25 protein-coding genes are annotated in these 24,050 nt (G+C 59.1%); 8 read left to right on the top strand and 17 right to left on the bottom strand.

Features of this window, described 5'->3' with window-relative positions:
* Positions 1–182 precede the first annotated feature (182 nt).
* Both AACY07_RS11740 and AACY07_RS11735 read left to right on the top strand, forming a co-directional pair.
* The gene (locus AACY07_RS11740; protein ID WP_445261375.1) at positions 183–1,142 is read left to right on the top strand and encodes an amino acid ABC transporter permease; all 960 of its coding nucleotides are present in this window, start codon (positions 183–185) and stop codon (positions 1,140–1,142) included.
* Complete coding sequence (locus AACY07_RS11735) at positions 1,135–1,869, top strand: amino acid ABC transporter ATP-binding protein (RefSeq protein WP_339474936.1); 735 nt, start codon at positions 1,135–1,137, stop codon at positions 1,867–1,869. Before AACY07_RS11740 ends, AACY07_RS11735 begins: the two co-directional genes overlap by 8 nt.
* A 49-nt stretch (positions 1,870–1,918) precedes the next feature.
* Here AACY07_RS11735 and AACY07_RS11730 read toward each other — a convergent pair whose 3' ends face one another.
* From AACY07_RS11730 to ubiE, 11 genes are all read right to left on the bottom strand, one after another.
* A complete protein-coding gene (locus AACY07_RS11730; RefSeq protein ID WP_339474935.1) occupies positions 1,919–3,484 on the bottom strand; it encodes a methyl-accepting chemotaxis protein in 1,566 nt (521 codons plus the stop codon).
* Between the two features lie 97 nt (positions 3,485–3,581).
* Entirely contained in the window at positions 3,582–5,498 is a 1,917-nt protein-coding gene (locus AACY07_RS11725) for a methyl-accepting chemotaxis protein (protein ID WP_339474934.1), read from the bottom strand.
* Between the two features lie 141 nt (positions 5,499–5,639).
* Positions 5,640–6,350, bottom strand: a complete 711-nt coding sequence (locus AACY07_RS11720; protein WP_133076772.1) for a 16S rRNA (uracil(1498)-N(3))-methyltransferase — start codon at positions 6,348–6,350, stop codon at positions 5,640–5,642.
* Positions 6,347–7,144, bottom strand: coding sequence for a twin-arginine translocase subunit TatC (gene tatC, locus AACY07_RS11715; RefSeq protein ID WP_133076771.1), 798 nt, complete (start codon positions 7,142–7,144; stop codon positions 6,347–6,349). The genes AACY07_RS11720 and tatC overlap by 4 nt, the downstream gene beginning before the upstream one ends.
* 4 nt (positions 7,145–7,148) lie before the next feature.
* Positions 7,149–7,556 (bottom strand): Sec-independent protein translocase protein TatB, encoded by a 408-nt coding sequence (gene tatB, locus AACY07_RS11710; protein ID WP_219262189.1) that lies wholly within the window; start codon positions 7,554–7,556, stop codon positions 7,149–7,151.
* Between the two features lie 10 nt (positions 7,557–7,566).
* Complete coding sequence (locus tag AACY07_RS11705) at positions 7,567–7,845, bottom strand: twin-arginine translocase TatA/TatE family subunit (RefSeq protein ID WP_019825245.1); 279 nt, start codon at positions 7,843–7,845, stop codon at positions 7,567–7,569.
* Between the two features lie 23 nt (positions 7,846–7,868).
* Complete coding sequence (locus AACY07_RS11700; protein WP_016783168.1) at positions 7,869–8,201, bottom strand: phosphoribosyl-ATP diphosphatase; 333 nt, start codon at positions 8,199–8,201, stop codon at positions 7,869–7,871.
* Positions 8,194–8,595, bottom strand: a complete 402-nt coding sequence (hisI, locus tag AACY07_RS11695; protein WP_133076769.1) for a phosphoribosyl-AMP cyclohydrolase — start codon at positions 8,593–8,595, stop codon at positions 8,194–8,196. The genes AACY07_RS11700 and hisI overlap by 8 nt, the downstream gene beginning before the upstream one ends.
* 79 nt (positions 8,596–8,674) lie before the next feature.
* The gene (gene ubiB, locus AACY07_RS11690) at positions 8,675–10,279 is read right to left on the bottom strand and encodes a ubiquinone biosynthesis regulatory protein kinase UbiB (protein ID WP_339474933.1); all 1,605 of its coding nucleotides are present in this window, start codon (positions 10,277–10,279) and stop codon (positions 8,675–8,677) included.
* On the bottom strand, positions 10,276–10,899 hold the full coding sequence (locus AACY07_RS11685; protein ID WP_339474932.1) for a ubiquinone biosynthesis accessory factor UbiJ: 624 nt from the start codon (positions 10,897–10,899) through the stop codon (positions 10,276–10,278). Before AACY07_RS11685 ends, ubiB begins: the two co-directional genes overlap by 4 nt.
* Complete coding sequence (gene ubiE / locus AACY07_RS11680; protein ID WP_016783172.1) at positions 10,899–11,669, bottom strand: bifunctional demethylmenaquinone methyltransferase/2-methoxy-6-polyprenyl-1,4-benzoquinol methylase UbiE; 771 nt, start codon at positions 11,667–11,669, stop codon at positions 10,899–10,901. Before ubiE ends, AACY07_RS11685 begins: the two co-directional genes overlap by 1 nt.
* 106 nt (positions 11,670–11,775) lie before the next feature.
* On the opposite strand from ubiE, the gene AACY07_RS11675 reads away from it, so the two are divergent.
* The 3 genes from AACY07_RS11675 (at position 11,776) to AACY07_RS11665 (ending at position 13,599) form a co-directional block, all read left to right on the top strand.
* Positions 11,776–12,051 (top strand): polyhydroxyalkanoic acid system family protein, encoded by a 276-nt coding sequence (locus tag AACY07_RS11675; RefSeq protein WP_339474931.1) that lies wholly within the window; start codon positions 11,776–11,778, stop codon positions 12,049–12,051.
* 239 nt (positions 12,052–12,290) lie between these two features.
* On the top strand, positions 12,291–12,722 hold the full coding sequence (locus AACY07_RS11670) for a hypothetical protein (RefSeq protein WP_339474930.1): 432 nt from the start codon (positions 12,291–12,293) through the stop codon (positions 12,720–12,722).
* 139 nt (positions 12,723–12,861) lie between these two features.
* Positions 12,862–13,599 carry a phasin family protein gene (locus tag AACY07_RS11665; RefSeq protein ID WP_339474929.1) on the top strand — a complete coding sequence of 246 codons (738 nt, stop codon included), beginning with the start codon at positions 12,862–12,864 and terminating at the stop codon, positions 13,597–13,599.
* Between the two features lie 70 nt (positions 13,600–13,669).
* Here the strand turns inward: AACY07_RS11665 and AACY07_RS11660 are convergent, their stop codons facing one another.
* The 6 genes from AACY07_RS11660 to AACY07_RS11635 form a co-directional block, all read right to left on the bottom strand.
* Positions 13,670–14,041: a gamma-butyrobetaine hydroxylase-like domain-containing protein gene (locus AACY07_RS11660; RefSeq protein WP_219262202.1), complete on the bottom strand. Its 372-nt coding sequence runs from the start codon at positions 14,039–14,041 to the stop codon at positions 13,670–13,672.
* Between the two features lie 140 nt (positions 14,042–14,181).
* Positions 14,182–15,516 (bottom strand): ATP-dependent protease ATPase subunit HslU, encoded by a 1,335-nt coding sequence (hslU, locus tag AACY07_RS11655; RefSeq protein ID WP_133076762.1) that lies wholly within the window; start codon positions 15,514–15,516, stop codon positions 14,182–14,184.
* A 68-nt stretch (positions 15,517–15,584) separates the two neighbouring features.
* The gene (gene hslV, locus AACY07_RS11650; RefSeq protein ID WP_003438754.1) at positions 15,585–16,115 is read right to left on the bottom strand and encodes an ATP-dependent protease subunit HslV; all 531 of its coding nucleotides are present in this window, start codon (positions 16,113–16,115) and stop codon (positions 15,585–15,587) included.
* Between the two features lie 243 nt (positions 16,116–16,358).
* A complete protein-coding gene (locus AACY07_RS11645) occupies positions 16,359–17,051 on the bottom strand; it encodes an SPOR domain-containing protein (protein ID WP_339474928.1) in 693 nt (230 codons plus the stop codon).
* A 1-nt stretch (position 17,052) separates the two neighbouring features.
* Positions 17,053–18,789 carry an arginine--tRNA ligase gene (gene argS / locus AACY07_RS11640; RefSeq protein WP_326427549.1) on the bottom strand — a complete coding sequence of 579 codons (1,737 nt, stop codon included), beginning with the start codon at positions 18,787–18,789 and terminating at the stop codon, positions 17,053–17,055.
* Between the two features lie 165 nt (positions 18,790–18,954).
* Positions 18,955–21,174, bottom strand: coding sequence for a primosomal protein N' (locus tag AACY07_RS11635; protein WP_339474927.1), 2,220 nt, complete (start codon positions 21,172–21,174; stop codon positions 18,955–18,957).
* A 219-nt stretch (positions 21,175–21,393) separates the two neighbouring features.
* Between AACY07_RS11635 and rpmE the strand changes: the two genes are divergently transcribed.
* The 3 genes from rpmE (at position 21,394) to AACY07_RS11620 (ending at position 23,928) form a co-directional block, all read left to right on the top strand.
* Positions 21,394–21,645 carry a 50S ribosomal protein L31 gene (gene rpmE, locus AACY07_RS11630; RefSeq protein WP_019825265.1) on the top strand — a complete coding sequence of 84 codons (252 nt, stop codon included), beginning with the start codon at positions 21,394–21,396 and terminating at the stop codon, positions 21,643–21,645.
* A gap of 5 nt (positions 21,646–21,650) precedes the next feature.
* The gene (locus AACY07_RS11625; protein WP_339474926.1) at positions 21,651–22,478 is read left to right on the top strand and encodes a thermonuclease family protein; all 828 of its coding nucleotides are present in this window, start codon (positions 21,651–21,653) and stop codon (positions 22,476–22,478) included.
* Positions 22,479–22,659: 181 nt separating this feature from the next.
* Positions 22,660–23,928 (top strand): malic enzyme-like NAD(P)-binding protein, encoded by a 1,269-nt coding sequence (locus AACY07_RS11620; RefSeq protein ID WP_019825268.1) that lies wholly within the window; start codon positions 22,660–22,662, stop codon positions 23,926–23,928.
* Positions 23,929–24,050: the final 122 nt, after the last annotated feature.

Below are 24,050 nucleotides of genomic sequence, written 5' to 3'. Positions count from 1 at the left end.
CGCATTCCGCTACTTTTGTAGCAGCTGCCGAAGGCTGCGTCCGGTTGCGCAGCAGCCGTAAAGAAGCTGAATGCGGTTCAGATGAAAAACGGAGGCGTTCGATTTACGAGCGCTTCGCGCCCGGACGTAGCCTTCGGCAACTGCTACGGGCCTGGCTTTTCTCCTGACGGAACCTGAAAGTGATCAAACAAAAAAAAGTCCAGTGGCCCTGGCACGTATTGACCGTGCTGGTGCTCATCGGTCTGGCGGGTGCGTTGTATTACGCCACTTCGCTGATGTCTTACGAATGGCGCTGGAACCGTGTTCCGCAGTACTTCGCCTATCAGGCCGAAGAAGCCCAGCGGGCGGCTGAACGCTCGACCATCATCGAACTGGTACGCAAGGGCGACACTGCCGAAGTCGTGCTGCGTGGCGAAGATGGCAAAGAGCAACGCGTAACCGTTGCCGACAACAGCCTGCAACTGGCTGAAGGCGACGAGGTCGAGGAAGGCGATGTCATTGGCGTGAACCGCCACTGGGCCGCAGGACCGCTGCTCTGGGGCTTGTGGACCACCGTCTGGCTGTCGCTGGTGTCTGGCGTATTGGGTTTGATCATCGGGCTGGCCACCGGCCTGTGCCGACTGTCGAACAACCCGACCCTGCGCGACCTCTCGACGCTGTACGTCGAGCTGGTACGCGGTACACCGTTGCTGGTACAGATTTTCATCTTCTACTTCTTCATTGGCACTGTGCTCAACCTGTCCCGCGAGTTTGCCGGTATTGCCGCGCTGTCGCTGTTCACCGGTGCGTACGTGGCCGAAATCATTCGTTCGGGCGTGCAGTCCATTGCCCGCGGGCAAAACGAAGCGGCGCGCTCGCTGGGCCTCAACAGCAGCCAGTCGATGCGCCATGTGGTGCTGCCGCAAGCGTTCAAACGTGTGTTGCCGCCATTGGCCGGGCAATTTATCAGCTTGGTCAAGGACACCTCGCTGGTGTCGGTGATCGCCATTACCGAACTGCTCAAAAGTGGCCGTGAGGTCATCACCACCTCGTTTTCGCCGTTCGAAATCCTGTTCTGCGTAGCGGGCCTGTACCTGTTGATCAACCTGCCGCTGTCGCATTTCGCCAGCCGGCTTGAGCGGAGGCTCGCGCAAAGTGATTGAAGTTCGCGAACTGGTAAAAGTCTTCGACACCCGCGGCCACATCGTTCGTGCGGTAGACAACGTCAGCACCACTGTCGCCCAGGGCGAAGTACTGGTGGTGATCGGCCCGTCGGGCTCTGGCAAGTCGACCTTCCTGCGCTGCCTCAATGGCCTGGAAGACTTCGACTCCGGCTCCGTCAGCATTGGCGGCCTGGACCTGGCCAACCCCAAAACCGACGTCAATGCCTATCGGCGTGAAGTCGGCATGGTGTTCCAGCATTTCAACCTGTTTCCGCACATGACCGTGCTGGAAAACCTGTGCCTGGCACAAAAGGTTGTGCGCAAGCGTGGCAAGGTCGAACGTGAAGCCAAGGCCCGCGCATTACTGGACAAGGTGGGTATTGGTCAGAAGGCCAACGAGTACCCGTCGCGTCTCTCGGGCGGCCAGCAACAGCGCGTGGCGATTGCCCGTGCGTTGGCGATGGAACCCAAGGTGATGTTGTTTGACGAGCCCACCTCGGCGCTCGACCCGGAAATGGTCGGCGAAGTACTGGACGTGATGAAGACCCTGGCCCGCGAAGGCATGACCATGGTCTGCGTGACCCACGAAATGGGCTTTGCCCGCGAAGTGGCGAACCGCGTGCTGTTCTTCGACCATGGCAAGCTGCTGGAAGACTCCTCCCCGGAAGACTTCTTCACCTCGCCCAAGGACCTGCGCGCTCAGGCGTTCTTGCGTCAGGTACTGTAGTTCTGAATGTGTGGGAGCAAGCCCGCTCCCACACAGGGTTACAAGGCTGTTAAACCTTGAACCGCCCAACCAATGCCTGAAGATGCGTGCCCAGCCGCGCCAGTTCAATGCTCGAAGCCGCAGTCTCTTCGCTCGCGGCGGCGGTTTGCTCTGACACATCACGCACATTCAACACGCTGCGGTTAATCTCATCGGCCACCGCGCTTTGCTGCTCGGCGGCGGCTGCGATCTGCTGGTTCATCCCCTGAATCGTCGACACCGTACGGGTGATGTTGCCCAGTGACTCGCCCGCACGGCGGGTCAGCTCAACGCTGTTGTCTGTCAGGGCACGACTGTTGTCCATGCTGCTGGACACCTGCTGAGTGCCGCTTTGCAGGCCGGCAATCAACTCTTCGATTTCTTCTGTGGATTTTTGCGTGCGCTGCGCCAGGCTGCGCACCTCGTCGGCCACGACCGCAAAACCACGACCGGCCTCACCGGCCCGTGCCGCTTCGATGGCGGCGTTGAGGGCCAGCAGGTTGGTCTGCTGGGCGACGGACTTGATCACGTCCAGCACGCTGCCGATCTTGTCGCTTTCGCGTTTCAGATGGCCCATGGCATCGGTGGAATGGCCGACTTCAATGGCCAGCTTCTCGATCTGGGCGATGGCTTGTGCGACCACGTTGTCGCCCTCGCGGGCCTGCTGGTCAGCCGCGACAGCCGCCTCGGAGGCTTCTTCCGCATTGCGCGCCACCTCTTGAACGGTGGCGGCCATTTCGTGCATGGCCGTTGCGACCTGATCGGTTTCGACTTTCTGGCTGTTAACCCCCGCGCTGGTTTGTTCGGTGACCGCCGAGAGTTCTTCCGCTGCACTGGCGATTTGAGTCACGCCATCGCTGATCCCGCCAATCAACTCGCGCAGGCCTTGGGTCATCCGTTGTATGGCTTGCTGCAGCTGCCCCAGTTCGTCGCGGCGGTCGGTGTGATGGTCTTGGGTCAGATCCCCGGCCGCGATGCGCTCAACGGTCTTGAGCGTGCGTTGCAGCGGGATCACGATCTGGCGGGTAATGACCCAGGCGGCGATCATTCCCAGCACCAGCGCCAGCAGCGCGCAACTGATCAACAGGGTCGTGGCCTGATGGCTTTCGTTGTTGCGTTTGGCTGTCTGCAGTGCCGAGAGCTTCTGGCTCTGCTCGATCAGGACATCGCCCTGCTGGTGCATGCGCTCAACGGCCTGTTCGGGCCGGGAGCCCTGGATGAGATCGGTGAAGGCGCGTTTGTACTCGGTCACGGCATTGAGTTGCTGCTCGATCAATACCAGGTCTTCGGGCGATGTCAGCTGTTTGTGTGACTGCTCCAGCGCGTTGTCCAGTGCACTCAGTTGGCCGGTGACGCCGGCCAGTGTGTCCTCCCCTGGATGGCGGTCATATTCAAGGCGGGCAATGCGCAGGTCTTTGGTCAGCGAGATGATTTTCGAGATATTGGCCAGTTTGTCGCCCCGGTCGATCACCGACACCAGGCCATTCCAGCCCGCTGCGGCGATCAGCAGAGTCAGCACCAGTACCAGCCCGAAGCCCAGGCTGAGTTTGCGATTGACGCTTATATTGCCCAGCAGTAGAGCCAGCCGACGGTACATGGTGATACTCCTTCAAGGGGTATCAGGCCATCGGCGCCGGGGGCCGGAACTGAAGGGCAGTTGCCGTTAGTGTGATGAGAGTCGCACTGGCCGAGGGTCAGACCTTGAAGCGGGTGACCAGTGTTTGCAGGTGCGTTCCCAGCCTTGCAAGTTCCACGCTGGCGGCGGCGGTCTGCTCGCTGGCGGCGGCGGTTTGTTCCGACACGTCGCGCACGTTCAGCACACTGCGGTTGATCTCTTCGGCCACCGCGCTTTGCTGTTCGGCTGCTGTCGCGATCTGTTGGTTCATGCCCTGAATCGTCGATACGGTGCGGGTAATGGTGTCCAGGGACTCGCCCGCGCGGCGGGTCAGCTCAACGCTGCTGTCGGTCAGCAGGCGGCTGTTGTCCATGCTGCTGGACACTTGTTGAGTCCCGCTTTGCAGACCGATGATCAAGACTTCAATCTCTTCCGTGGACTTTTGCGTACGCTGCGCCAGGCTGCGCACTTCGTCGGCCACCACGGCAAAACCGCGCCCGGCTTCGCCCGCCCGAGCGGCTTCGATGGCGGCGTTGAGGGCCAGCAGGTTGGTTTGCTGGGACACGGCCTTGATCACGTCGAGCACGCTGCCGATTTTGTCGCTTTCCTGTTTCAGATGAGCCATCGCCTCGGTGGACAACACCACTTCAGCCGCCAGGCGCTCAATCTGTGTAATGACCTGGGCGACCACGGTATCGCCCTCACGGGCTTGCACGTCGGCGGACATTGCCGCCTCGGAGGCCTCTTCGGCATTGCGTGCAACTTCTTGAACCGTGGCCGTCATCTCATGCATGGCCGTGGCCACCTGATCGGTTTCGATTTTCTGGCTGTTGACCCCGGCGCTGGTTTGCTCGGTCACGGTGGACAGCTGTTGGGCCGCACTGGCGATCTGAGTGACGCCGTTGCCGATGCCGCCGACCAGCTCGCGCAGCCCGCCGCGCATGCCTTCGATGGCCTGTTGCAGTTGGCCCAGTTCGTCGCGACGGGTGGTCGGATGCTCCTGGCTGAGATCACCGGCCGCCACGGCTTTGACAATATTGAGGGTGTCGCGCAAGGGGGTAATGATCTGCCGGGTGATGATCCACGCCGCGATGACGCCCAGCAGAAGGGCCAGGCTCGCGCAGATCAGCAGCGCGGACTTGGCCTGGCGGGTATCGCTGTCGCGCTGGCTGAGTTGGGACGCCGACAGTTCATTGCTCAGATCCACCAGGGAATTGCCCAGCACTTGCAGTTGCGACAATTGCTTGTCGCTGTGTACCTGAGAGTCGCGAAACTCGATAAAGGCGGCCCGATAGTTTTTCAGTGCTGTGCTGGCCTGCGCGAACTGGGGGCTGTAGGCACTGGGCATGATGCTGCTCAGGCGTGCGAGTTCTGTCAGCGCCTGGTCGATGGCTTCGATCGCAGGTGTAGCCGCTTCAAGATCGCCCGTGTGGGTATAACCGCGCACCTCGAACCGAGCTTGCAACAGCAACCGGCTGACCTGGTTGACGCTATTGAGCTCGGCCAGGTTGTCACCCTGCAGCACGTCTTTTTCAATGGCGGCGATACTGGCCAGGGCGGCTTCGGACGTTGCACCGAGCTTGCCCCGGCTGACCTCGCGGGCCTGGGTTGCCTCGTCGATAGCCGCGAAGATGGTTTTGTATTGCGACACAGCCTTGAGTTCCTGGTCGCTCAGGCTCAAGTCACTGGCCTGGACCATGCGCTCCTTGGCGGCGGCGAGGTTGGTACCGATCTCGTTGAGCAGATCATTGACCAGATCGGGGCCGTTTTCGCCGTTGTCCTTGTCGTAGGTGACGCGGGCGATGCGCAGGTCCTTGATCAGCGTGATGACCTGGGAAATATTGGCCAGCTTGTCGCCGCGATCAATGACAGACATCAGCCCCTTCCAGCCGGTGACGGTGATCAGCAGTGTCAGCAGCAAGACGGTACCGAAGCCCAGGCTGAGTTTACGAGTGACACTGATATTGCCCAGGGTGGCAGATAACCAATGGTTCATGGACGAACTCCTTTTTTTGATCGATTGGTATCGATAACAGCCGTCCATGGCTTCTTGAATGATCTTGACGTGTTAATGCATCGGCTCGGTCGAGCAAAACTGAAGCAGGCAGATGATACAGAATGTATTTAAATCGGGCTGTCAGAACAACCGGGCGAGCAGGGCGGTGACGGCGGTTTCGACCCGCAGGATACGTGCCCCCAGTTGCACCGGTTGCAGGCCTGCCTTGGCCAGCAAGTCGATCTCGTAGGGAATCCAGCCACCTTCCGGGCCGATGGCCAGGGTCACGGCTTCATCCAGCCCGCGCGGGCAGGCCGGGTAATCTCCCGGATGGCCCACCAGGCCCAATGTGCCTTCGACCAGCGCCGGCAAACGGTCTTCGACAAACGGCTTGAAGCGTTTTTCGATAATGACTTCGGGCAAGACGCTGTCCCGCGATTGCTCCAACCCCAGGATCAATTGCTCACGAATGGCTTCGGGTTCCAGAAACGGTGTCTGCCAGAAGCTTTTTTCGACCCGATAACTGTTGACCAGAATGACCTTGGGCACGCCCATCGAGGCCACGGTTTGCAGTACCCGGCGCAGCATTTTCGGGCGCGGCAGGGCAAGCAACAAGGTCAGGGGCAGTTTGGCCGGTGGTGGCTGGTCAAGGCTGTGGATAACCAGTTCGGCTTCCCTGGCCTCAAGGCGCACCAGTTCGGCGCTGCCCATCAATCCGCCAATCTTGCCCACGCGCAGGCTGTCGCCGACAGCGGCCCGGTGAACTTCCTGCATATGAGTCAGGCGCCGGTCGCGCAGGATCACGCGGTCGGCGGCAATGAAATCAGCCTCTTCGAGGAGCAGCAGGTTCACGCTTGCGGTGCTGGCGGTTGGGCGTCGCTATCAGCCGAGGGTTCGTCCGGGTCTTCGCCGCGTTTGTTCTTGCTGATCAGGCTGCCAAACAGAATGCCGATTTCAAACAGCATCCACATCGGGATCGCCAGCAAGGTTTGCGAGAAGATGTCGGGCGGGGTCAGGATCATGCCGACCACGAAACAGCCGATGATCACGTACGGGCGGATCTTGCGCAGGTATTGCACGTCGACAATGCCGATCCATACCAGCAGCACCACGGCCACCGGGATTTCAAAGGCCACGCCAAAGGCAAAGAACAGGGTCATGACAAAATCAAGGTAGCTGCTGATATCGGTCATCATCGCGACGCCTTCCGGGGTGGCGGCGGCGAAGAACTTGAATACCAGCGGGAATACCAGGAAGTAGGCGAACGCCATGCCGGCGTAAAACAGGAAGATGCTGGACACCAGCAGGGGCACGGCGATGCGTTTTTCATGCTTGTACAGGCCGGGCGCAATGAAGCCCCAGATCTGATGCAGGATCACCGGAATGGCAATGAACAGCGAGACCATCATGGTCAGCTTGAGCGGCGTCAGGAACGGCGAGGCCACGTCGGTCGCGATCATCGTCGCACCCACCGGCAGGTATTCACGCAGCGGCGTGGAGACCAGGGTGTAGATCTGCTGGGTAAAGGCGAACAGCCCGGCAAAGATGATGAAAATCGCCGCGATGCAGCGCAACAGGCGGGTGCGCAGCTCGGTGAGATGCGAAACCAGCGGCATTGGCTGGTCGTGTTCTGGCTTATCGCTCATGCGCTTAAGGGGCTCGCGGTGGCAGAGTGGGGTCGTGTGGCGCTGCCGGTTGAGGCGCAGGGTCGGACGCGGTTTTGCTCAGGCTCACGGGCGCGGGGCTCGCAGGCTCGACAGGCGCTGTGCTGACGGTCGGCTCGGTCGGCGTTGGCGGCTTGACGGCGTCCTGCAGCGGAGCCAGGATTTTCTTGGCTTCTTCTTCCATCGACAGGATGTGTTCGTTGTGCAGCTGCCGACGAATTTCGTCCGCGCCGATTTCACGTTCAACTTCCTGTTTGATCGCATTGAAACTGCGTTTCAAGCGCCCGATCCACAGGCCCGCCGTGCGTGCGGCACCCGGCAGGCGCTCGGGGCCGAGCACCAGCAGGGCCACCAGGCCAACGAGCAGCAGTTCACTGAAGCTGATACCGAACATTAGTTTTGGCTCACACGTCTTTGCGGGTCGGCTCTTCGACTTTTTGCGCCTGCACGTCGATGGTGTGCGGCTCGTTCAGGGTCGAAGTCGTGTGTGGCTGCGGGGCGGCGGTTGGCTGCGCAGGCGGAACCACGGGCTCGGCTGGTTTTTCGTCGTCGTTCATGGCTTTACGAAAGCCCTTGATCGATTCGCCGACATCGGTGCCCAGGTTTTTCAGTTTTTTGGTGCCGAAGACGAGGACGACGACTACCAGAATGACGATCCAGTGTTTCCAGTCAAAAATGCCCATGATGTGATCCTTAACAGAGTGATTTAGGCGGACGGCCGTGAGGCTTTTTCCACGTGGCCAGAGGTTCCGATACGACGCTCCAGTTCATCCAGTACGGCCTGAGGATGCTGCCCCAGCTGGGCCAGCATGATCATGCTGTGGAACCAGAGATCGGCTGTTTCGTAGATCACATCGCTGCAATCACCACTGATGGCGGCGTCTTTGGCGGCGATGATGGTTTCGATCGACTCTTCGCCGACTTTTTCAAGAATCTTGTTCAGACCCTTGTGGTAAAGGCTTGCGACATAGGAGCTGTCGGGGGTGGCGCCTTTGCGCGCTTCGAGCACTTGGGCTACGCGGCTCAAGGTATCAGTCATGGGAGTGCCCTGCGTGATAAATGGCGTGGGGATCTTTAAGCACCGGGTCGACGGTCTTCCACTCGGCATTGTCGTATACGCGATAGAAGCAGCTCTGGCGGCCGGTATGGCAGGCGATGTCACCGATTTGCTCAACCATCAGGATGATCACGTCGGCGTCACAGTCCAGGCGCATTTCATGCAGCTTTTGCACGTGGCCGGACTCTTCTCCCTTGCGCCACAACTTGCCACGGGAACGTGACCAGTAAATGGCACGGTTCTCGGCGGCGGTCAGGCTCAGGGCCTCGCGGTTCATCCAGGCCATCATCAGCACGCGCCCGGTTTTGTGGTCTTGGGCAATCGCCGGCACCAGGCCGTCGTTGTCCCACTTGATCTCGTCCAGCCAGTCTTTCATGTTCGACTCCGACAACCTGCCTCAACCCTGTGGCTGAGGCCTGGTGAATTCACAGTTTGCCAGCCTCGCCCGGAGCTGGCTATCGGCGCACGATCAGATACAAGCCTACGGCCAGCATTATGCCGGCAGGCCAATAGCCTGCAGTGTGCAGCGGACCGATACTGGCCAACAATGCGCCAGCTGCCAAGTGCCCGGCACCGATCAGGCGCAGGAACCAGCCGTCGCGAGACTCGCGAACGATCAATGGCGGGTTGTTGGCGTGTGGTTGCGACATGCGTTCCAGCAGGTCGCGGGTCATGCCGACCAGGTGCGGGATTTGCTCGACCTGGCTGTGCAGGTTGCGCAGCAGGGTCTTGGGGCTCACGCGCTCACGCATCCAGCGCTCGAGGAACGGCTGGGCGGTGCTCCACAGATCGAGGTCGGGGTACAGCTGGCGCCCCAGGCCTTCGATATTGAGCAGGGTTTTTTGCAGCAACACCAACTGCGGCTGGACTTCCATATTGAAGCGTCGAGCCGTCTGGAACAGGCGCATCAGCACCTGGCCAAAGGATATTTCCTTGAGCGGTTTTTCAAAGATCGGTTCGCACACGGTGCGGATGGCCGCTTCAAACTCGTTGAGTTTGGTGTGGGCCGGTACCCAGCCAGAATCAATGTGCAACTGCGCCACACGGCGGTAGTCGCGCTTGAAAAAGGCAAACAGGTTACGCGCCAGATAGTCCTGATCCTCGGGGGTCAGGCTGCCGACGATGCCGCAGTCGATGGCGATGTATTGCGGGGCCCAGGGGTTAACGGTGCTGACAAAAATGTTGCCGGGGTGCATGTCGGCGTGGAAGAAACTGTCGCGGAACACCTGGGTGAAGAAGATTTCAACCCCGCGCTCGGCCAGCATCTTCATGTCGGTGCGCTGATCTGCCAGTGCTTCGAGGTCTGTGACCTGAATCCCGTAGATACGCTCCATCACCAGCACTTTCGGGCGGCACCAGTCCCAGTAGATCTGCGGGACGTACATCAGGGGCGAGCCTTCGAAGTTGCGCTTGAGCTGGCTGGCGTTGGCCGCTTCGCGCAACAGGTCGAGTTCGTCGTAAATGGTTTTCTCGTAGTCCGTCACCACGTCCACCGGGTGCAGCAGGCGGGCATCAGCGCTCAGGCGCTCGGCCGTGCGGGCCAGGATGAACAGCCAGGCGAGGTCGGAACCGATGATCGGCTTGAGGCCCGGGCGCACAACCTTGACCACCACTTCTTCGCCGGTCTTGAGCTTGGCCGAGTGCACCTGGGCCACCGAGGCCGAGGCCAACGGCTGGATGTCGAAGCGACTGAACACCTCGCTGATCCTGGCGCCCAGTTGCTCTTCGATCAGCTTGACGGCCAACTGCGGGTCAAACGGCGGCACGCGATCTTGCAGCAACATCAACTCATCGGCGATGTCGGCGGGCAGCAGGTCGCGACGGGTAGAAAGGATCTGGCCGAACTTGATGAAAATCGGTCCCAGATCCTGCAGGGCCAGGCGCAGCGCCGCGCCGCGGCTCAGCTCCAGCTTTTTGCGCGGGAACCAGCGCCACGGCAGCGCGTAGCGCAGGGACAGCATCCACCACGGCAACGGCAGGGCGAACAGCAGGTCATCCAGTCGGTAGCGAATGACGACGCGCTGGATACGAAACAAACGGCGTATGGCAAGCAGCTTCATGCGTTATCGCTGGAATTGAGGGATCGGGAGAGGCGCTCAACGCGTGCCTCCAGGCGATCCAGGTCGAGTTTGATTTGGTCGAGTTCGTCAAAGCGCGCTTGCGCCTCACGTTCGCCGACCAAGGTACGGGCTTCTTCGCTCAGGTATTCGGCCAGGTTCTGATTGAGGCTGGCGAAGCCTTGCTGATACCAGTTGGCGCGGCTGCGCACATGCCCTCCGATCAATGCCGTGGCCACCGGCCCGATCCAGTTCGAGAGTTCGTACTCCCAATCCAGCTCCAGGTCTTGCAGCACCGCTGCCAGTTCCATCAGCACCGCGCTGTCGCCTTCCAGCTCGACTTCAGGGCTGTGCAGGATGGTGCTTTTGTCCTTGCTCAAGGCAAGGCGCAGCAGGCTGGAGGCGGGAGCGCGCAGGGTGCAGTCGGGGTCGGCCGCCCATTGGGTAGCCAGCAGCAGGCCTTCATCGCTGGGCAGAATGAACAGGTTCAGCGAGGGGCTCGCACACTCGACGGCAATCAACTTGCCGGTCAAGGGGCGCAAGCGCGCCAGGGCCGTGCTGTCCAGCCGCACTATGCGGTTGACGCCGAGTTCGACGCTGGCGAGAAGGCCGCGCAGCAACATCAGGGCTTGATGCCGCGATGCAGGGCAACGATGCCGGAAGTCATGTTGTGATACGTCACGCGGTCAAAACCGGCCTCGACCATCATTGACTTCAGGGTTTCCTGATCCGGGTGCATGCGGATCGATTCGGCCAGGTAGCGATAGCTGTCCGGGTCGTTGAGGATCAGCTTGCCCACCATCGGCATGAAGGCGAACGAGTAAGTGTCATAGACCTTGGACATCAGTGCGTTGGTCGGCTTGGAGAACTCCAGCACCAACAGGCGGCCGCCCGGCTTGAGTACGCGCAGCATGGAGCGCAGGGCGTCTTCCTTGTGGGTCACGTTGCGCAGGCCGAAGGCGATCGTCACGCAATCGAAGTAGTTGTCCGGGAACGGCAGCTTTTCAGCGTCGGCCTGAACGAACTCGATATTGCCGGCTACGCCCTTGTCCAGCAGGCGGTCGCGGCCGACCTTGAGCATGGAGGCGTTGATGTCGGCCAGTACCACTTGGCCGGTCGGACCTACCAGGTGGGAAAACTTGCGGGCCAGGTCACCGGTGCCACCGGCGATGTCCAGCACCTTGTTGCCAGGGCGAACGCCGGACAATTCGATGGTAAAGCGCTTCCACAGACGGTGCATGCCGCCTGACAGAACGTCGTTCATCAGGTCATATTTGCCGGCTACAGAGTGGAAAACCTCGGCGACTTTTTCGGCCTTTTGGCTTTCCGGTACGTTTTTGAAGCCGAAGTGAGTGGTGGGTTCGGCATCGCTGCCTTTGCGCTGATCAGTCATATCGCTGTCACCAAAAGAGAATGCTGGCCATTCTAATCCCGGTGGCCGGCTTTGTCTTGGCGAGGGTGAATGTATAGTGGCGGCTTTATTTAACAGGAGCGACGCCATGGCGCGTATCAGCGTTGAACGTACCCACAGCCTGGGCCTTGAGGCCGCACGTGAGAAAGCCCAGCCTCTGGTCGAGAAACTGGCCAGCCAGTATGGCCTGACCCCTACCTGGGCCGGTGACACCGTAAAGTTGAAACGCTCCGGCGTGAACGGCACCCTGCAAATCAGCGAAACCAACGTCAAGGTCGATGTGGAGCTTGGGCTGCTGATGTCAGCGATGAGCGGCATGATTCAGTCAGAAATAGAACGGTCGCTGGACAAAGCCCTGTCGTGATCGTAACCGCCTGCCCGTCGTGATCATCGGCGGGTGGAGCTGGCTTATGCAGCTACCAGAATTTTTACTGTGAGAATGTTCTAATTAAAGCGCTGTAATAGTTGACTTCGTATAAGTGAATATTTTTTCCAGTTGATATGAAAGGTTTTTTTATATTCTGGGTTAGTTATGGTGTTTTGGATTTAAATGGATTTTTACCTAGTGTTGTTTTTAAACATAAACAACAAAGGTAATCGTGTATGACTTATCACGTGTGTTCCATTACTTATAAAACAACGCTGCCCGATGCCGTAATGGCAGACAGGGTCAGGCGTGTTGCGCAGTCCTTTGCATCTTCGCGAGGTTATCAAGTTGTTGCGGGTGGGGAGGGTGAACGCTATGTATTGCAAGCGACGTGTTTGCAACGAATGGGTTTTGTGACGGTCAGCCCCGGGCTGGTTCAGTTCTTTGTGTATGTGTTTGGCGCAGAGGAAGCGTTGGCTCAAGCCTATGCCGTAGAAGCCGAGATGGGCGATCTAATGAAAAAAGAGTTCGCTGATTCAGAACAAATACCGGGCACGCTGCTAAATCCGCTTGGAACAGTGAAAGAAGTCGAATTTCCTGACATCGATGAAGCGCTGCTTAAAATTGACTTGTCTGAAACCCAGCCGGGTGACATAGAACTCGGTTAATGGGCCACTAAACAGTGGTGCTCACCTTGAAACAAGGCTGTTTAGCGTCTAAACCTGATGCAGGTGAGCACCTTTGTTCATCTTGATGATTCGACGATCTTGCTCACTGACGTCGCGACTTAACATTAAGGGGAACACGATGGCTGCTAAAAAACCGACTGCAAAAGAAAGTCATTCATGGGTTGGCAAGGTTGAAGAGTACTCACGCAAAATCTGGCTGGCGGGTTTGGGTGTGTACTCGAAGATTGATACCGATGGCAGCAAGCTGTTTGACACCTTGGTCAAGGATGGCGAAAAAGCCGAAAAGCTGGCCAAGGACGCGGGTCACAAAGTCGCCGAGGGTGTAAAGGCCTCGACGTCATCTGCCCGTTCTCGGGTTGAAGATGTTAAAGATTTGGCACTGGAGAAATGGAGCGAGTTCGAAGAGGCTTTCGATAAGCGTCTTAACAGTGCCATCACTCGATTGGGTGTACCCAGCCGTGAAGAAGTCAAAGTGCTGCATGCCAAGGTCGAGACGCTGACCAAGCATATAGAGAAGCTGACTGCGGCCGCTGCCAAAGTCACGGCCACCAAGGCCCCGGCTGCGAGCAAGCCTGCACCGGCAAAGCCTGCAGTTAAAGCTGCGACAAAACCGGCGGTTGCAAAGTCGACGGCTAAACCAGCGGTAAAAGCGGCTGCCAAGCCTGCCACCAAGCCCACTGCCAAAGCGGTAGCCAAACCTGCGGCCAAGGCACCTGCGGCGGCCAGCAAACCTGCACCTGCCAAAGCCGCAACAGCCAAGCCCGCCGCGAAAAAGCCTGCTGCCAAAAAGCCCGCCGCGGCTCCCAAAACACCTGCGGTTGAGGCAACGGCAACTACACCCACAACATCTGCTTGATTGCTGGCACATAACACCCTGTAGCAGCTGGCGTAGTAACGCAGCTGCTACAGAGAGATGTGCAACAGGATCAAAGCATCAGCTTTACGACTGACACCGACGGGTCGCGGGACTTGCCGGCTTTTTCCAGCTCTTGCAGATAGTCAGCCCATAGCTCTTGCTGGCGTACGCCGAGCTGATAGAGGTATTCCCAGGTAAACAACCCGCTGTCGTGTCCGTCATCGAAGGTCAGTTTCAGCGCGTACTGGCCTGCAGGCTCGATCTTGCTCAAACCGACATTAATTTTGCCAAATTGCAGAATCGGATTGCCGTGGCCCTGAACTTCGGCGGACGGGGAGTGCACGCGCAAAAATTCGGCAGGCAAGTGGTATTGCTCGCCGGACGGGTATTTAAGCGTGAGGGTTTTGGAGGCTTTGTGCAGGTTGATGGCGCTGGGGATCATGGTCATAACCTTAGGTCATTGCACAAACACTGTAGCCGCTGGCGCAGGCTGCGATCGCCAATGCAGTTGGCGCAAGATCCGTAGATCGTTGAAGGCCTTCGCCTTATCGCAGCCTGCAGCAGCGGCTACAGGTGTTCGGTTTACAAGATGTAGCGCGAGAGGTCTTCGTTCTCGGCCAGTTCGCCCAGGTGGCTGTTCACGTAGTCGGCGTCGATGCGAATAGGCTCGTCTTTCTGTGCGCTGGCAATATCACCGGCGCTGAAAGACACCTCTTCGAGCAAGCGCTCAAGCAGTGTGTGCAGACGACGAGCACCGATGTTTTCGGTTTTTTCGTTCACTTGCCAGGCAATTTCGGCCAGGCGCTTGATACCTTCAGGCAGGAACTCGATGTTCAGGCCTTCGGTTTTCAGCAGTTCGCGGTATTGCTCGGTCAGGGATGCGTGTGGCTCGCTGAGGATGCGCTCGAAATCTTGTGGCGACAGGGCCTTGAGTTCAACGCGGATCGGCAGGCGACCTTGCAGCTCTGGCACCAGATCGCTTGGTTTGCTCAGGTGGAACGCGCCGGAGGCGATAAACAGGATGTGGTCGGTTTTGACCATGCCCAGCTTGGTATTGACGGTGCAACCTTCGATCAGCGGCAGCAGGTCGCGCTGCACGCCTTCGCGGGATACATCGGCGCCACCGACATTACCGCGTTTGGCAACTTTGTCGATTTCATCGATAAACACGATGCCGTGCTGCTCGACCGCTTCCAGGGCCTTGGCCTTGAGTTCTTCGTCGTTAACCAGGCGACCGGCTTCTTCGTCACGCACCATTTTCAGTGCTTCTTTGACTTTCAGCTTGCGGCTCTTGCGCTTGCCTTTGCCCATGTTGGCAAACAGGCTTTGCAGCTGGTTGGTCATTTCTTCCATGCCAGGCGGCGCGGAGATGTCCACGCCGACGGCATCGGCGACTTCGATTTCGATTTCCTTGTCGTCCAACTGGCCTTCACGCAGACGCTTGCGGAACAGTTGGCGAGTGTTGGAATCCTGCGGTACGGCGGCTTCTTCGCCGAATGTGCGGGCAGGAGGCAGCAGGGCGTCGAGGATGCGCTCTTCGGCGGCGTCTTCGGCGCGGTGGCGAACCTTCACGATTTCCTGTTCGCGCAGCAACTTGATTGCAGCGTCAGCCAGATCACGGATGATCGACTCGACGTCACGGCCTACATAGCCAACTTCGGTGAACTTGGTGGCTTCAACCTTGATGAACGGTGCGTTGGCCAATTTGGCCAGACGACGGGCGATCTCGGTTTTACCGACACCGGTAGGGCCGATCATCAGAATGTTTTTTGGCGTCACTTCAACGCGCAGTTCTTCAGGCAGTTGCATCCGGCGCCAGCGGTTACGCAGCGCGATGGCTACGGCGCGCTTGGCGTCGTCCTGGCCGATGATGTGGCGATTGAGTTCGTGGACGATTTCGCGGGGAGTCATGGACATGGTAGTTGGCGTTCCTCTAGCTAAAGTAAGGTTCACAAACGGGCTGGCACTCCAGCCCGGCAGGCGTCTTATTCAGCGAGGTCCTGCTCCTCAATAGTGATGTTGTGGTTGGTGAACACGCAGATGTCGCCAGCAATGCCGAGTGCTGTTTCAGCGATTTCGCGGGCCGACAGATCGGTTTTCATCAGCAGGGCGCGGGCTGCAGCCTGGGCAAATGCACCGCCCGAACCCATTGCGATCAAGCCGTCTTCGGGCTCAACCACGTCACCGTTACCGGTGATGATCAGGGATGCGTCCTTGTTGGCAACTGCCAACATGGCTTCCAGGCGGCTCAGCGAGCGGTCGGTACGCCATTCTTTGGCCAACTCGACAGCGGCGCGAACCAGATGGCCTTGATGCTTTTCAAGTTGGCCTTCAAAACGTTCGAACAGAGTGAATGCATCTGCGGTGGCACCGGCGAAACCGGCGATTACCTGGCCGTGATAGAGACGGCGGACTTTTTTCGCGTTGCCTTTCATCACGGTATTGCCAAGAGAAACCTGGCCGTCGCCAGCCATGACGACTTTGCCGTGGCGGCGTACTGAAACGATGGTGGTCAAGGGAGAGTCTCCACGCAGCGGGGCGAAAATGCCTGATGGAAATACATATGGGGGTTGTCGCGGATTTTTCAACAGCGGGGAGGGAATGGGGATGAGCGGGGGGGCAGAATTTTGCGCGGGTGGTGTGGGAGCGGGCTTGCTCGCGATGGCATCACCGCGATTACCCTGACACTCCGGGTCGCCTGCATCGCGAGCAAGCCCGCTCCCACAGGGTGTAGTGGAACCCCGTGGGAGCGGTTGCTGTCAGCGTCGTTGTTGCAGTAGCAAGTTGTTGAATCCGCCGCCCGCCAATTGCTTTTGGGCCACGGTCAATTGATCGCGGTTGCTGAACGGACCGACGAGCACCCGGTACCAGGTTTCGTCTTTTACCGTACCGGCTTCAACCGTAGCGGTCTGGCCCAGCAGGATGATTTGCGCCCGTACCTTTTCAGCATCGGCCTGTTTGCGGAACGAGCCCGCTTGCAGGAAGAACTTGGTGACCGGCGCCGCTTTTACGACAGGCGGCGCAGGAGGCGGTGTAATACCGCTCAGGGCTGCCTGGGCGCGGGCGGTGTCGATTTTTGCAGCTTCAGCCGGCGTGACTGGTGCCAGCGGCGCGGTTTGCGGCGTTGGCAGAGTCTTCTCGGGTACGGCTTCTGGCGGCACGATCACTTCAGACTCGGGCAGCAGGGTGTAGAAGTCGTACTTGGGTTTGGCCGGCTGGGTCGGGCTAGGCGCTGTCTTGTTGGCTTCCGCCGCTTTCGTGGCTTTGACCTGCTCTTGCTTGACCCGTTTGACGTCGTCGCCCTGGTCGGGCTCAAGTTTCATCAAAAACACGATAAATGCGCCAACGGTCAGGCCGATGGCCATCCATAGCCAGCCCGGAATCGGCTTTTTAGCCGGTGCCTGGTACCGACTGGCGCCGCGCTTGGGTGCAGGTTTTTTCTTGGCGGCCAACTTACATGCGCTCCAGAGTTTCCAGACCCAGCAGTTCCAGGCCTTGCTTTAGGGTACGGCCCGCTAGAGCAGCCAGGCGCAAGCGGCTTTGTTTTTGCGCTTCGTTTTCTGCGCTCAGGATCGGGCAGTTCTCGTAGAAGCTGGAGAACAGCCCGGCTACTTCGTACAGGTAGGTGCAGAGGGTGTGCGGGGTGCCTTTTTCAGCAACGTTGTTCAGCACTTCACCGAACTGTGCCAGCTTGGCTGCCAGTTCATGCTCTTGCGCAGCTTCAAGCACGATCTGACCCTGCACCTCTTCGAAGCCCTTGCCCAGCTTGCGGAATACGCCCGCGACACGGGTGTAGGCATACAGCAGGTAAGGTGCGGTATTGCCTTCAAAGTTCAACATCAGGTCGAAGTTGAAGCTGTAGTCACTGGTGCGGTGCTTGGACAGGTCCGCGTATTTCACGGCGCCAATCCCGACAACTTTGGCGATGGCGCGCAGTTCGTCTTCCGCCAGCTCCGGGTTTTTCTCTTTGACCAGCGTGTAGGCGCGCTCTTTGGCTTCGTTGAGCAGGTCGATCAGTTTGACCGTACCGCCATCACGGGTCTTGAATGGACGGCCATCAGCGCCGTTCATGGTGCCGAAGCCCATGTGCTCCATTTCCATCGGATGGGTGATGAAACCGGCCTTGCGGGCTACGGCAAACACTTGCTGGAAGTGCAGGGCCTGACGCTGGTCGACGAAGTACAGGGCGCGATCAGCTTTCAATACGCCGCTGCGATAGCGGATGGCTGCCAGGTCGGTAGTCGCGTACAGATAGCCACCGTCTGCTTTGACGATGATGACCGGCAGGGGCTCGCCGTCGGCATTTTTGAACTCGTCGAGGAATACGCACTGGGCGCCATTGCTCTCGACCAGCATGCCTTTGGCCTTGAGGTCGTTCACCACGTTGATCAGGTCGTCGTTGTAGGCGCTTTCGCCCATCACGTCGGCCATGGTCAATTTTACGTTCAACTGCTCGTAGATTTTCTGGCAGTGCGACAGCGAGATGTCCTTGAACTTGGTCCACAGCGCCAGGCAGTCCGGATCGCCGGCTTGGAGTTTGACCACCAGGCTACGGGCGCGATCGGCAAATTCCGGCGACTCGTCAAAACGTTTCTTGGCGGCGCGGTAGAAGTTCTCCAGGTCGCTCAGCTCGTCGCTGGTGATCGGGTTTTCTTCCAGGTAGGCCATCAGCATGCCGAACTGGGTGCCCCAGTCGCCTACGTGGTTTTGACGAATCACGTCGTCGCCCAGGAACTCCAGCACGCGGGCCACGCCGTCGCCAATGATGGTGGAGCGCAAGTGGCCCACGTGCATCTCTTTGGCCAGGTTGGGCGCCGACATGTCGACCACGGTGCGCATGGCTGGAGTGGCTTTGCGCACGCCGATTTTTGGATCGGCCAGGGCTGCGTCCAGGCGCGAAGCCAGGGCCTGGGTGTTCTGGAAGAAGTTCAGGAAGCCGGGGCCTGCAATTTCGGTCTTGCTGATTTGCTCATCGGCCGGCAGTGCGGCGATGATTTTTTCAGCCAGATCACGGGGCTTCATGCCCGCAGGCTTGGCCAGCATCATGGCGATATTGCTGGCGAAGTCGCCGTGGGTTTTGTCACGGGCGTTTTCCACCTGAATCGCTGGCGTCAGGCCTTCAGGCAACACACCTTCTGTGACGAGTTGAGCTAGGGCTTGTTGAATCAGCTGGCGAATGGTGTCTTTCATGGTCTTCTCTTTCGACCGCAAGCGCGGTAGCGCTTCAGTGCGCAGGTGGAAAAACTGGGCATTATCCGTTGCCGGGTCGGCCTTGCCAACCATAGCAGGCGGGTTATGGATCTGCGGTGTTCGGTTATTACTGCAAAACGGTGGGTGCGGGTGTCATGAGGTGACTTAATAAAGGTCTACCGGATCCACATCCAGCGACCAGCGAACCTGGCGACCGCTGGGCATTTGTTCAAGGGCCAGCAGCCATTGGCTCAGCAATCGATGCAGCGGCCCCCTGGCGTTGGCTTGCAGTAACAACTGGGCGCGGTAGCGCCCCGCGCGGCGTTCCATCGGTGCGGGCACCGGGCCGAGCAGTTCGATGCCGCCCAGGTTCAATTCGGCCAGCAGGCGTTCAGCCTCGGTGCAGGCCTCATCCAGAAAACCTTCCGCCTGTCCGGGTTTATGGGCTTCGGCACGCAGCAGCGCCAAATGCGCGAAAGGTGGCAGCCCCGCAGCCCGACGCTCGCTCAAAGCCTGTTCGGCAAAGGCAAAATAGCCCTGCTCAGTGAGCTGGATCAACAGCGGATGGTCGGCCAGATGGGTCTGGATGATCACCTTGCCCGGCTCTTCGGCGCGGCCCGCACGGCCTGCGACTTGAACGATAAGTTGGGCCATGCGCTCGCTGGCGCGAAAATCACCGGAGAACAGGCCGCCATCGGCATCCAGAATCGAGACCAGCGTCACCCGTGGGAAGTGATGGCCTTTTGCGAGCATTTGCGTGCCGATCAAAATGCACGGTTGACCCTTTTGAATGGTGGCAAACAACTGGTTCATCGCGTCTTTGCGCGAGGTGCTGTCGCGATCGACCCGCAGCACGGGGTAGTCGGGGAACAAAATCCCCAGCCGCTCTTCAGCGCGCTCAGTCCCTGCGCCTACCGGGCGTAAATCAACCTTGCCGCATTGCGGGCAATTGCGTGGAACGCGCTCGACGTAGCCGCAGTGGTGGCAGCGCAGTTCGCCGGAGCGCTGATGAACGGTCATGCGCGCATCGCAGCGTTGGCACTCCGACATCCAGCCGCAGTCATGGCATAACAGAGTGGGGGCAAAGCCGCGGCGGTTCAGAAACACCAGGACTTGTTGGCCGGCAGCGAGAGTCTGACCGATGGCTTGTTGCATCGGGCCGGATATCCCGCTGTCCAGCGGGCGGCTTTTCACATCAAGACGCAGGAAGCGCGGTTGTTTGGCCCCGCCAGCGCGCTCATTCAACCGCAGCAGGCCATAACGACCGGTGTAGGCGTTGTGCAGGCTTTCAAGAGAAGGTGTCGCGGAGCCCAGCACGATGGGGATGTTTTCCTGCCGAGCTCGAACCAGCGCCAGGTCTCGGGCGTGATAGCGCAAACCTTCCTGCTGTTTATAAGAGCCGTCATGCTCTTCGTCGATGATGATCAGCCCGGGGTTTTTCATCGGGGTGAACAGCGCAGAACGAGTGCCAATAATAATGTCGGCCTCGCCATCCCGTGCCGCCAGCCAGCTTTCAAGGCGCTCACGGTCGTTGACCGCCGAATGCACCAGGGCGATGCGCGCATTGAAGCGTTGCTCGAAACGGGCCAGGGTTTGCGGACCAAGGTTGATTTCGGGGATCAACACCAGTGCCTGCTTGCCCGCCTGCAGGGTCTCGCGGATCAACTGCAAATACACTTCGGTCTTGCCGCTGCCGGTCACTCCGGCCAGCAAGAAGGCATGGAAGTGGTCAAAACCTGCGCGAATCGCTTCGTAGGCCGCCCGTTGCTCGCTGTTGAGCGGTAGCTCGGGCTGGGCCAGCCAATGTTCGTGACGCTCGCTGGGTGCGTGCCGGCGCACTTCAACGGTCACCAGTTCTTTGGCCAGCAGCAGGTCGAGGCTGTCTTTGCTCAGCATCAGCTTGCTCAATAGTTGATGCGCCACGCCGTGGGGGTGTTGGGCAAGCGTGGCCAGTGCTTCACGCTGGCGCGGTGCGCGGGCGATGCGCGGATCGTCCATCCGGGCGCCGGGGGCTATCTGCCAGAAACGCTCCTGGCGAGTCTCGGCCAGTTCGCCCTGGCGCAGCAAAACCGGCAGCGCCCAGCTCAGGGTGTCGCCCAGGCTGTGCTGGTAATACTGGGACGTCCACAGGCACAGCTTAAATAAGGAAGCCGGCAGCGGCGGCACGGCGTCGAGCAGGGCAATCGCCGGTTTGAGCTTGTCGGCCGGGACTTCGCTGTGATCGGCCACTTCGACCAGGATGCCGATCATCTCGCGTCGCCCAAACGGCACCCGCAGGCGCATGCCCGGCTGGAGTTGACTGCGCAGCACGCCAGCAGGCGCCCGGTAATCAAACAGTCGGCGCAGGGGGGAAGGCAGGGCAAGGCGCAAAATGGCGTCGGGCACGCGGGGCTCTCAAGTGATGAACGGCAAAGATGGCCCGGAGCCTAGCAGACAAAGCCCTGCGGGACTAAAAGGCCAGGTGCTGAAAGATGAATGATTTTTGATGGAGCATGCTTGGCCGCTTGCGTCAATGCAAAGGTCTGGTATTATCGGCGCCCTAATTTTACGTGCGGTATTCAACAATGGTGTTGAGTGGCGGCACGCTAGCCCGAGGAATACCCCATGAAAGCCGATATCCATCCAGCGTACGAAACAATCCTGGTAACTTGCAGCTGCGGCAACAAGTTCGAAACTCGTTCGAACCTGTGCAAGCCACTGGGCACTGACGTATGCAACGAGTGCCACCCGTTCTACACCGGTAAGCAGAAGACTCTGGACATTGGCGGTCGTGTTGATCGCTTCAAGACTCGTTTTGGTGCTTTCGGCGCTAAAGCAGCAGCTCCAGCAGCAGAAGCAGAAAAAGCAGCCGAGTAAGGCTGATGACCTTGAGCAGCCTTTCGGGTCTGGTCAGGTTATTGAAAAAGGCGTCCCTTGCGGGCGCCTTTTTTATGCCTGCGATTTGGTTTTCCGGCGCTTGGGCTGCGACGCTTTGCCCGGCCCCTGGCGCTGTTTCCTACGCGTTGGTAGAGCGCGTGTCCGACGGCGACACCTTGCGTCTGAAGGATGGTCGCAGCGTGCGCATGATCGGTATCAATGCTCCGGAAACAGGTAAAAAAGGCCAGTCCGCCGAGCCTTTTGCTGACGCAGCCCACAAACGCCTGCAAGCGCTGGTTGCGCGCAGCGATGGCCGGGTCGGGCTGTTGGCGGGTACGCAGGCCCAGGACCGTTATGGTCGTACCCTGGCCCATGTGTTTGGTGCTGATGGCAGCAATCTTGAAGCCCAGCTGCTGGCAGATGGCCTGGGGTATCAGGTGGCGATAGCGCCCAATGTCGCACTGCTCGATTGTCAGCAAGCGGCTGAGCGCAGTGCCCGGGCAGCAGGCCTGGGGCTTTGGCGGCAATCGCCGGTGCTGGCGCCGCAGCAAATCAGCCGTTCAGGCTTTGCTCTGGTGGGCGGCAAGGTCGACAAGGTGCAGCGCAATCGTGGGGGGCTTTGGATCGATATGCAGGGTGGTTTGGTGCTGCATATTGCACCCAATCAGTTGGCCAATTTCGATCAGAAAACCCTTGCTGGCCTGCAAGGTACACAGGTCGAGGCCAGAGGCTGGGTGCTGGATCGTTCGCGTCGAGGCGGGTTAAAGGAAGGGCAGGCGCGCTGGATGTTGTCTTTGACTCATCCGGGGATGCTGAAAGTGGCAGCGCATTAAAAATTGTAGACAATTTTTAATATAGATTGTGAACACTCTAGCCCTTATGGGGCGCGGCTCTTGGGCCAAAGTCGTAAGGCAAAGCCCTTGACACTGCTGACTGGTCAGTCTTGTCGGGACTTTGCGACACGCGTATGCTCGGCGATTCGTCTGTCCAACAGCAAAAAAGCGGAATGCCCACATGTCTGATTTGAAAACCGCCGCTCTCGAATACCATGCCCAGCCCCGTCCAGGGAAACTGAGTGTCGAGCTCACCAAACCTACCGCTACAGCCCGCGATCTAGCGCTGGCTTACAGCCCGGGTGTAGCCGAACCAGTACGCGAAATCGCCCGCGACCCTGAACTTGCCTACAAATACACTGGCAAAGGCAACCTGGTAGCCGTGATTTCCGATGGCACCGCTATTCTGGGCTTGGGTAACCTCGGCCCATTGGCCTCCAAGCCTGTTATGGAAGGCAAAGGCGTGTTGTTCAAGCGCTTTGCCGGTATCGATGTATTCGATATCGAAGTTGACTCCGAGAGCCCACAGGCTTTCATCGACACCGTAAAACGCATCTCCATCACCTTCGGCGGCATCAACCTCGAAGACATCAAGGCACCTGAGTGCTTTGAGATCGAACGTGCTCTGATCGAGCAGTGCGATATTCCTGTATTCCACGATGACCAGCACGGCACCGCTATCGTGACCGCGGCCGGCATGATCAACGCCCTGGAAATCGCTGGCAAGACCCTGTCTGACGCCAAGATCGTTTGCCTGGGCGCCGGTGCAGCAGCCATCTCCTGCATGAAGTTGCTGGTGAGCATGGGTGCAACCATCGAAAACATCTACATGATCGACCGCACCGGTGTGATCCACTCCGGCCGTGACGATCTGAACCAGTACAAGGCGGTATTCGCCCACGCAACCGAGAAGCGCACCCTGGCTGACGCCATGAACGGCGCAGACGTGTTCGTTGGCCTGTCGGGTCCGAACCTGCTGAGCGCTGAAGACTTGCTGCGCATGGCACCTAACCCGATCGTGTTCGCGTGCTCGAACCCTGATCCGGAAATCTCGCCGGAACTGGCTCACGCCACCCGTGACGACGTGATCATGGCCACCGGTCGTTCGGACTACCCGAACCAGGTCAACAACGTACTGGGCTTCCCGTTCATCTTCCGTGGTGCTCTGGACGTTCGCGCCAAGCGCATCAACGAAGAAATGAAAATCGCAGCGGCCAATGCGCTTCGTGAATTGGCCAAACTGCCAGTGCCACAAGAAGTGTGTGACGCCTACGGCGGCATCAAGCTGGAATTCGGTCGTGAGTACATCATCCCGAAACCAATGGACGTGCGCCTGATCACCCTGATCTCCGACGCAGTTGCCAAAGCGGCTATCGAGACCGGTGTTGCAACCCTGCCATACCCGAAGAACTACCCGCTCAAAAGCGTTGATGACGTCTTCAACGGCTAAACCCGTGTAGCGTGTCAACTCAAGCCCCGGCGTTGCAAAGCGTCGGGGCTTTTTAGTTTTTGCAGGGTGGGATTATTTAACCAACTCGTAGGAATACGGGATTATTCCACATAAAAAATAGG

The sequence above is a fragment of the Pseudomonas sp. RL_5y_Pfl2_69 genome, assembly GCF_963970465.1.
Classification (GTDB): Bacteria; Pseudomonadota; Gammaproteobacteria; order Pseudomonadales; family Pseudomonadaceae; genus Aquipseudomonas.
Note: the sequence above shows the minus strand (reverse complement) of the source record. Positions and strands in the feature narration are given on the sequence as shown.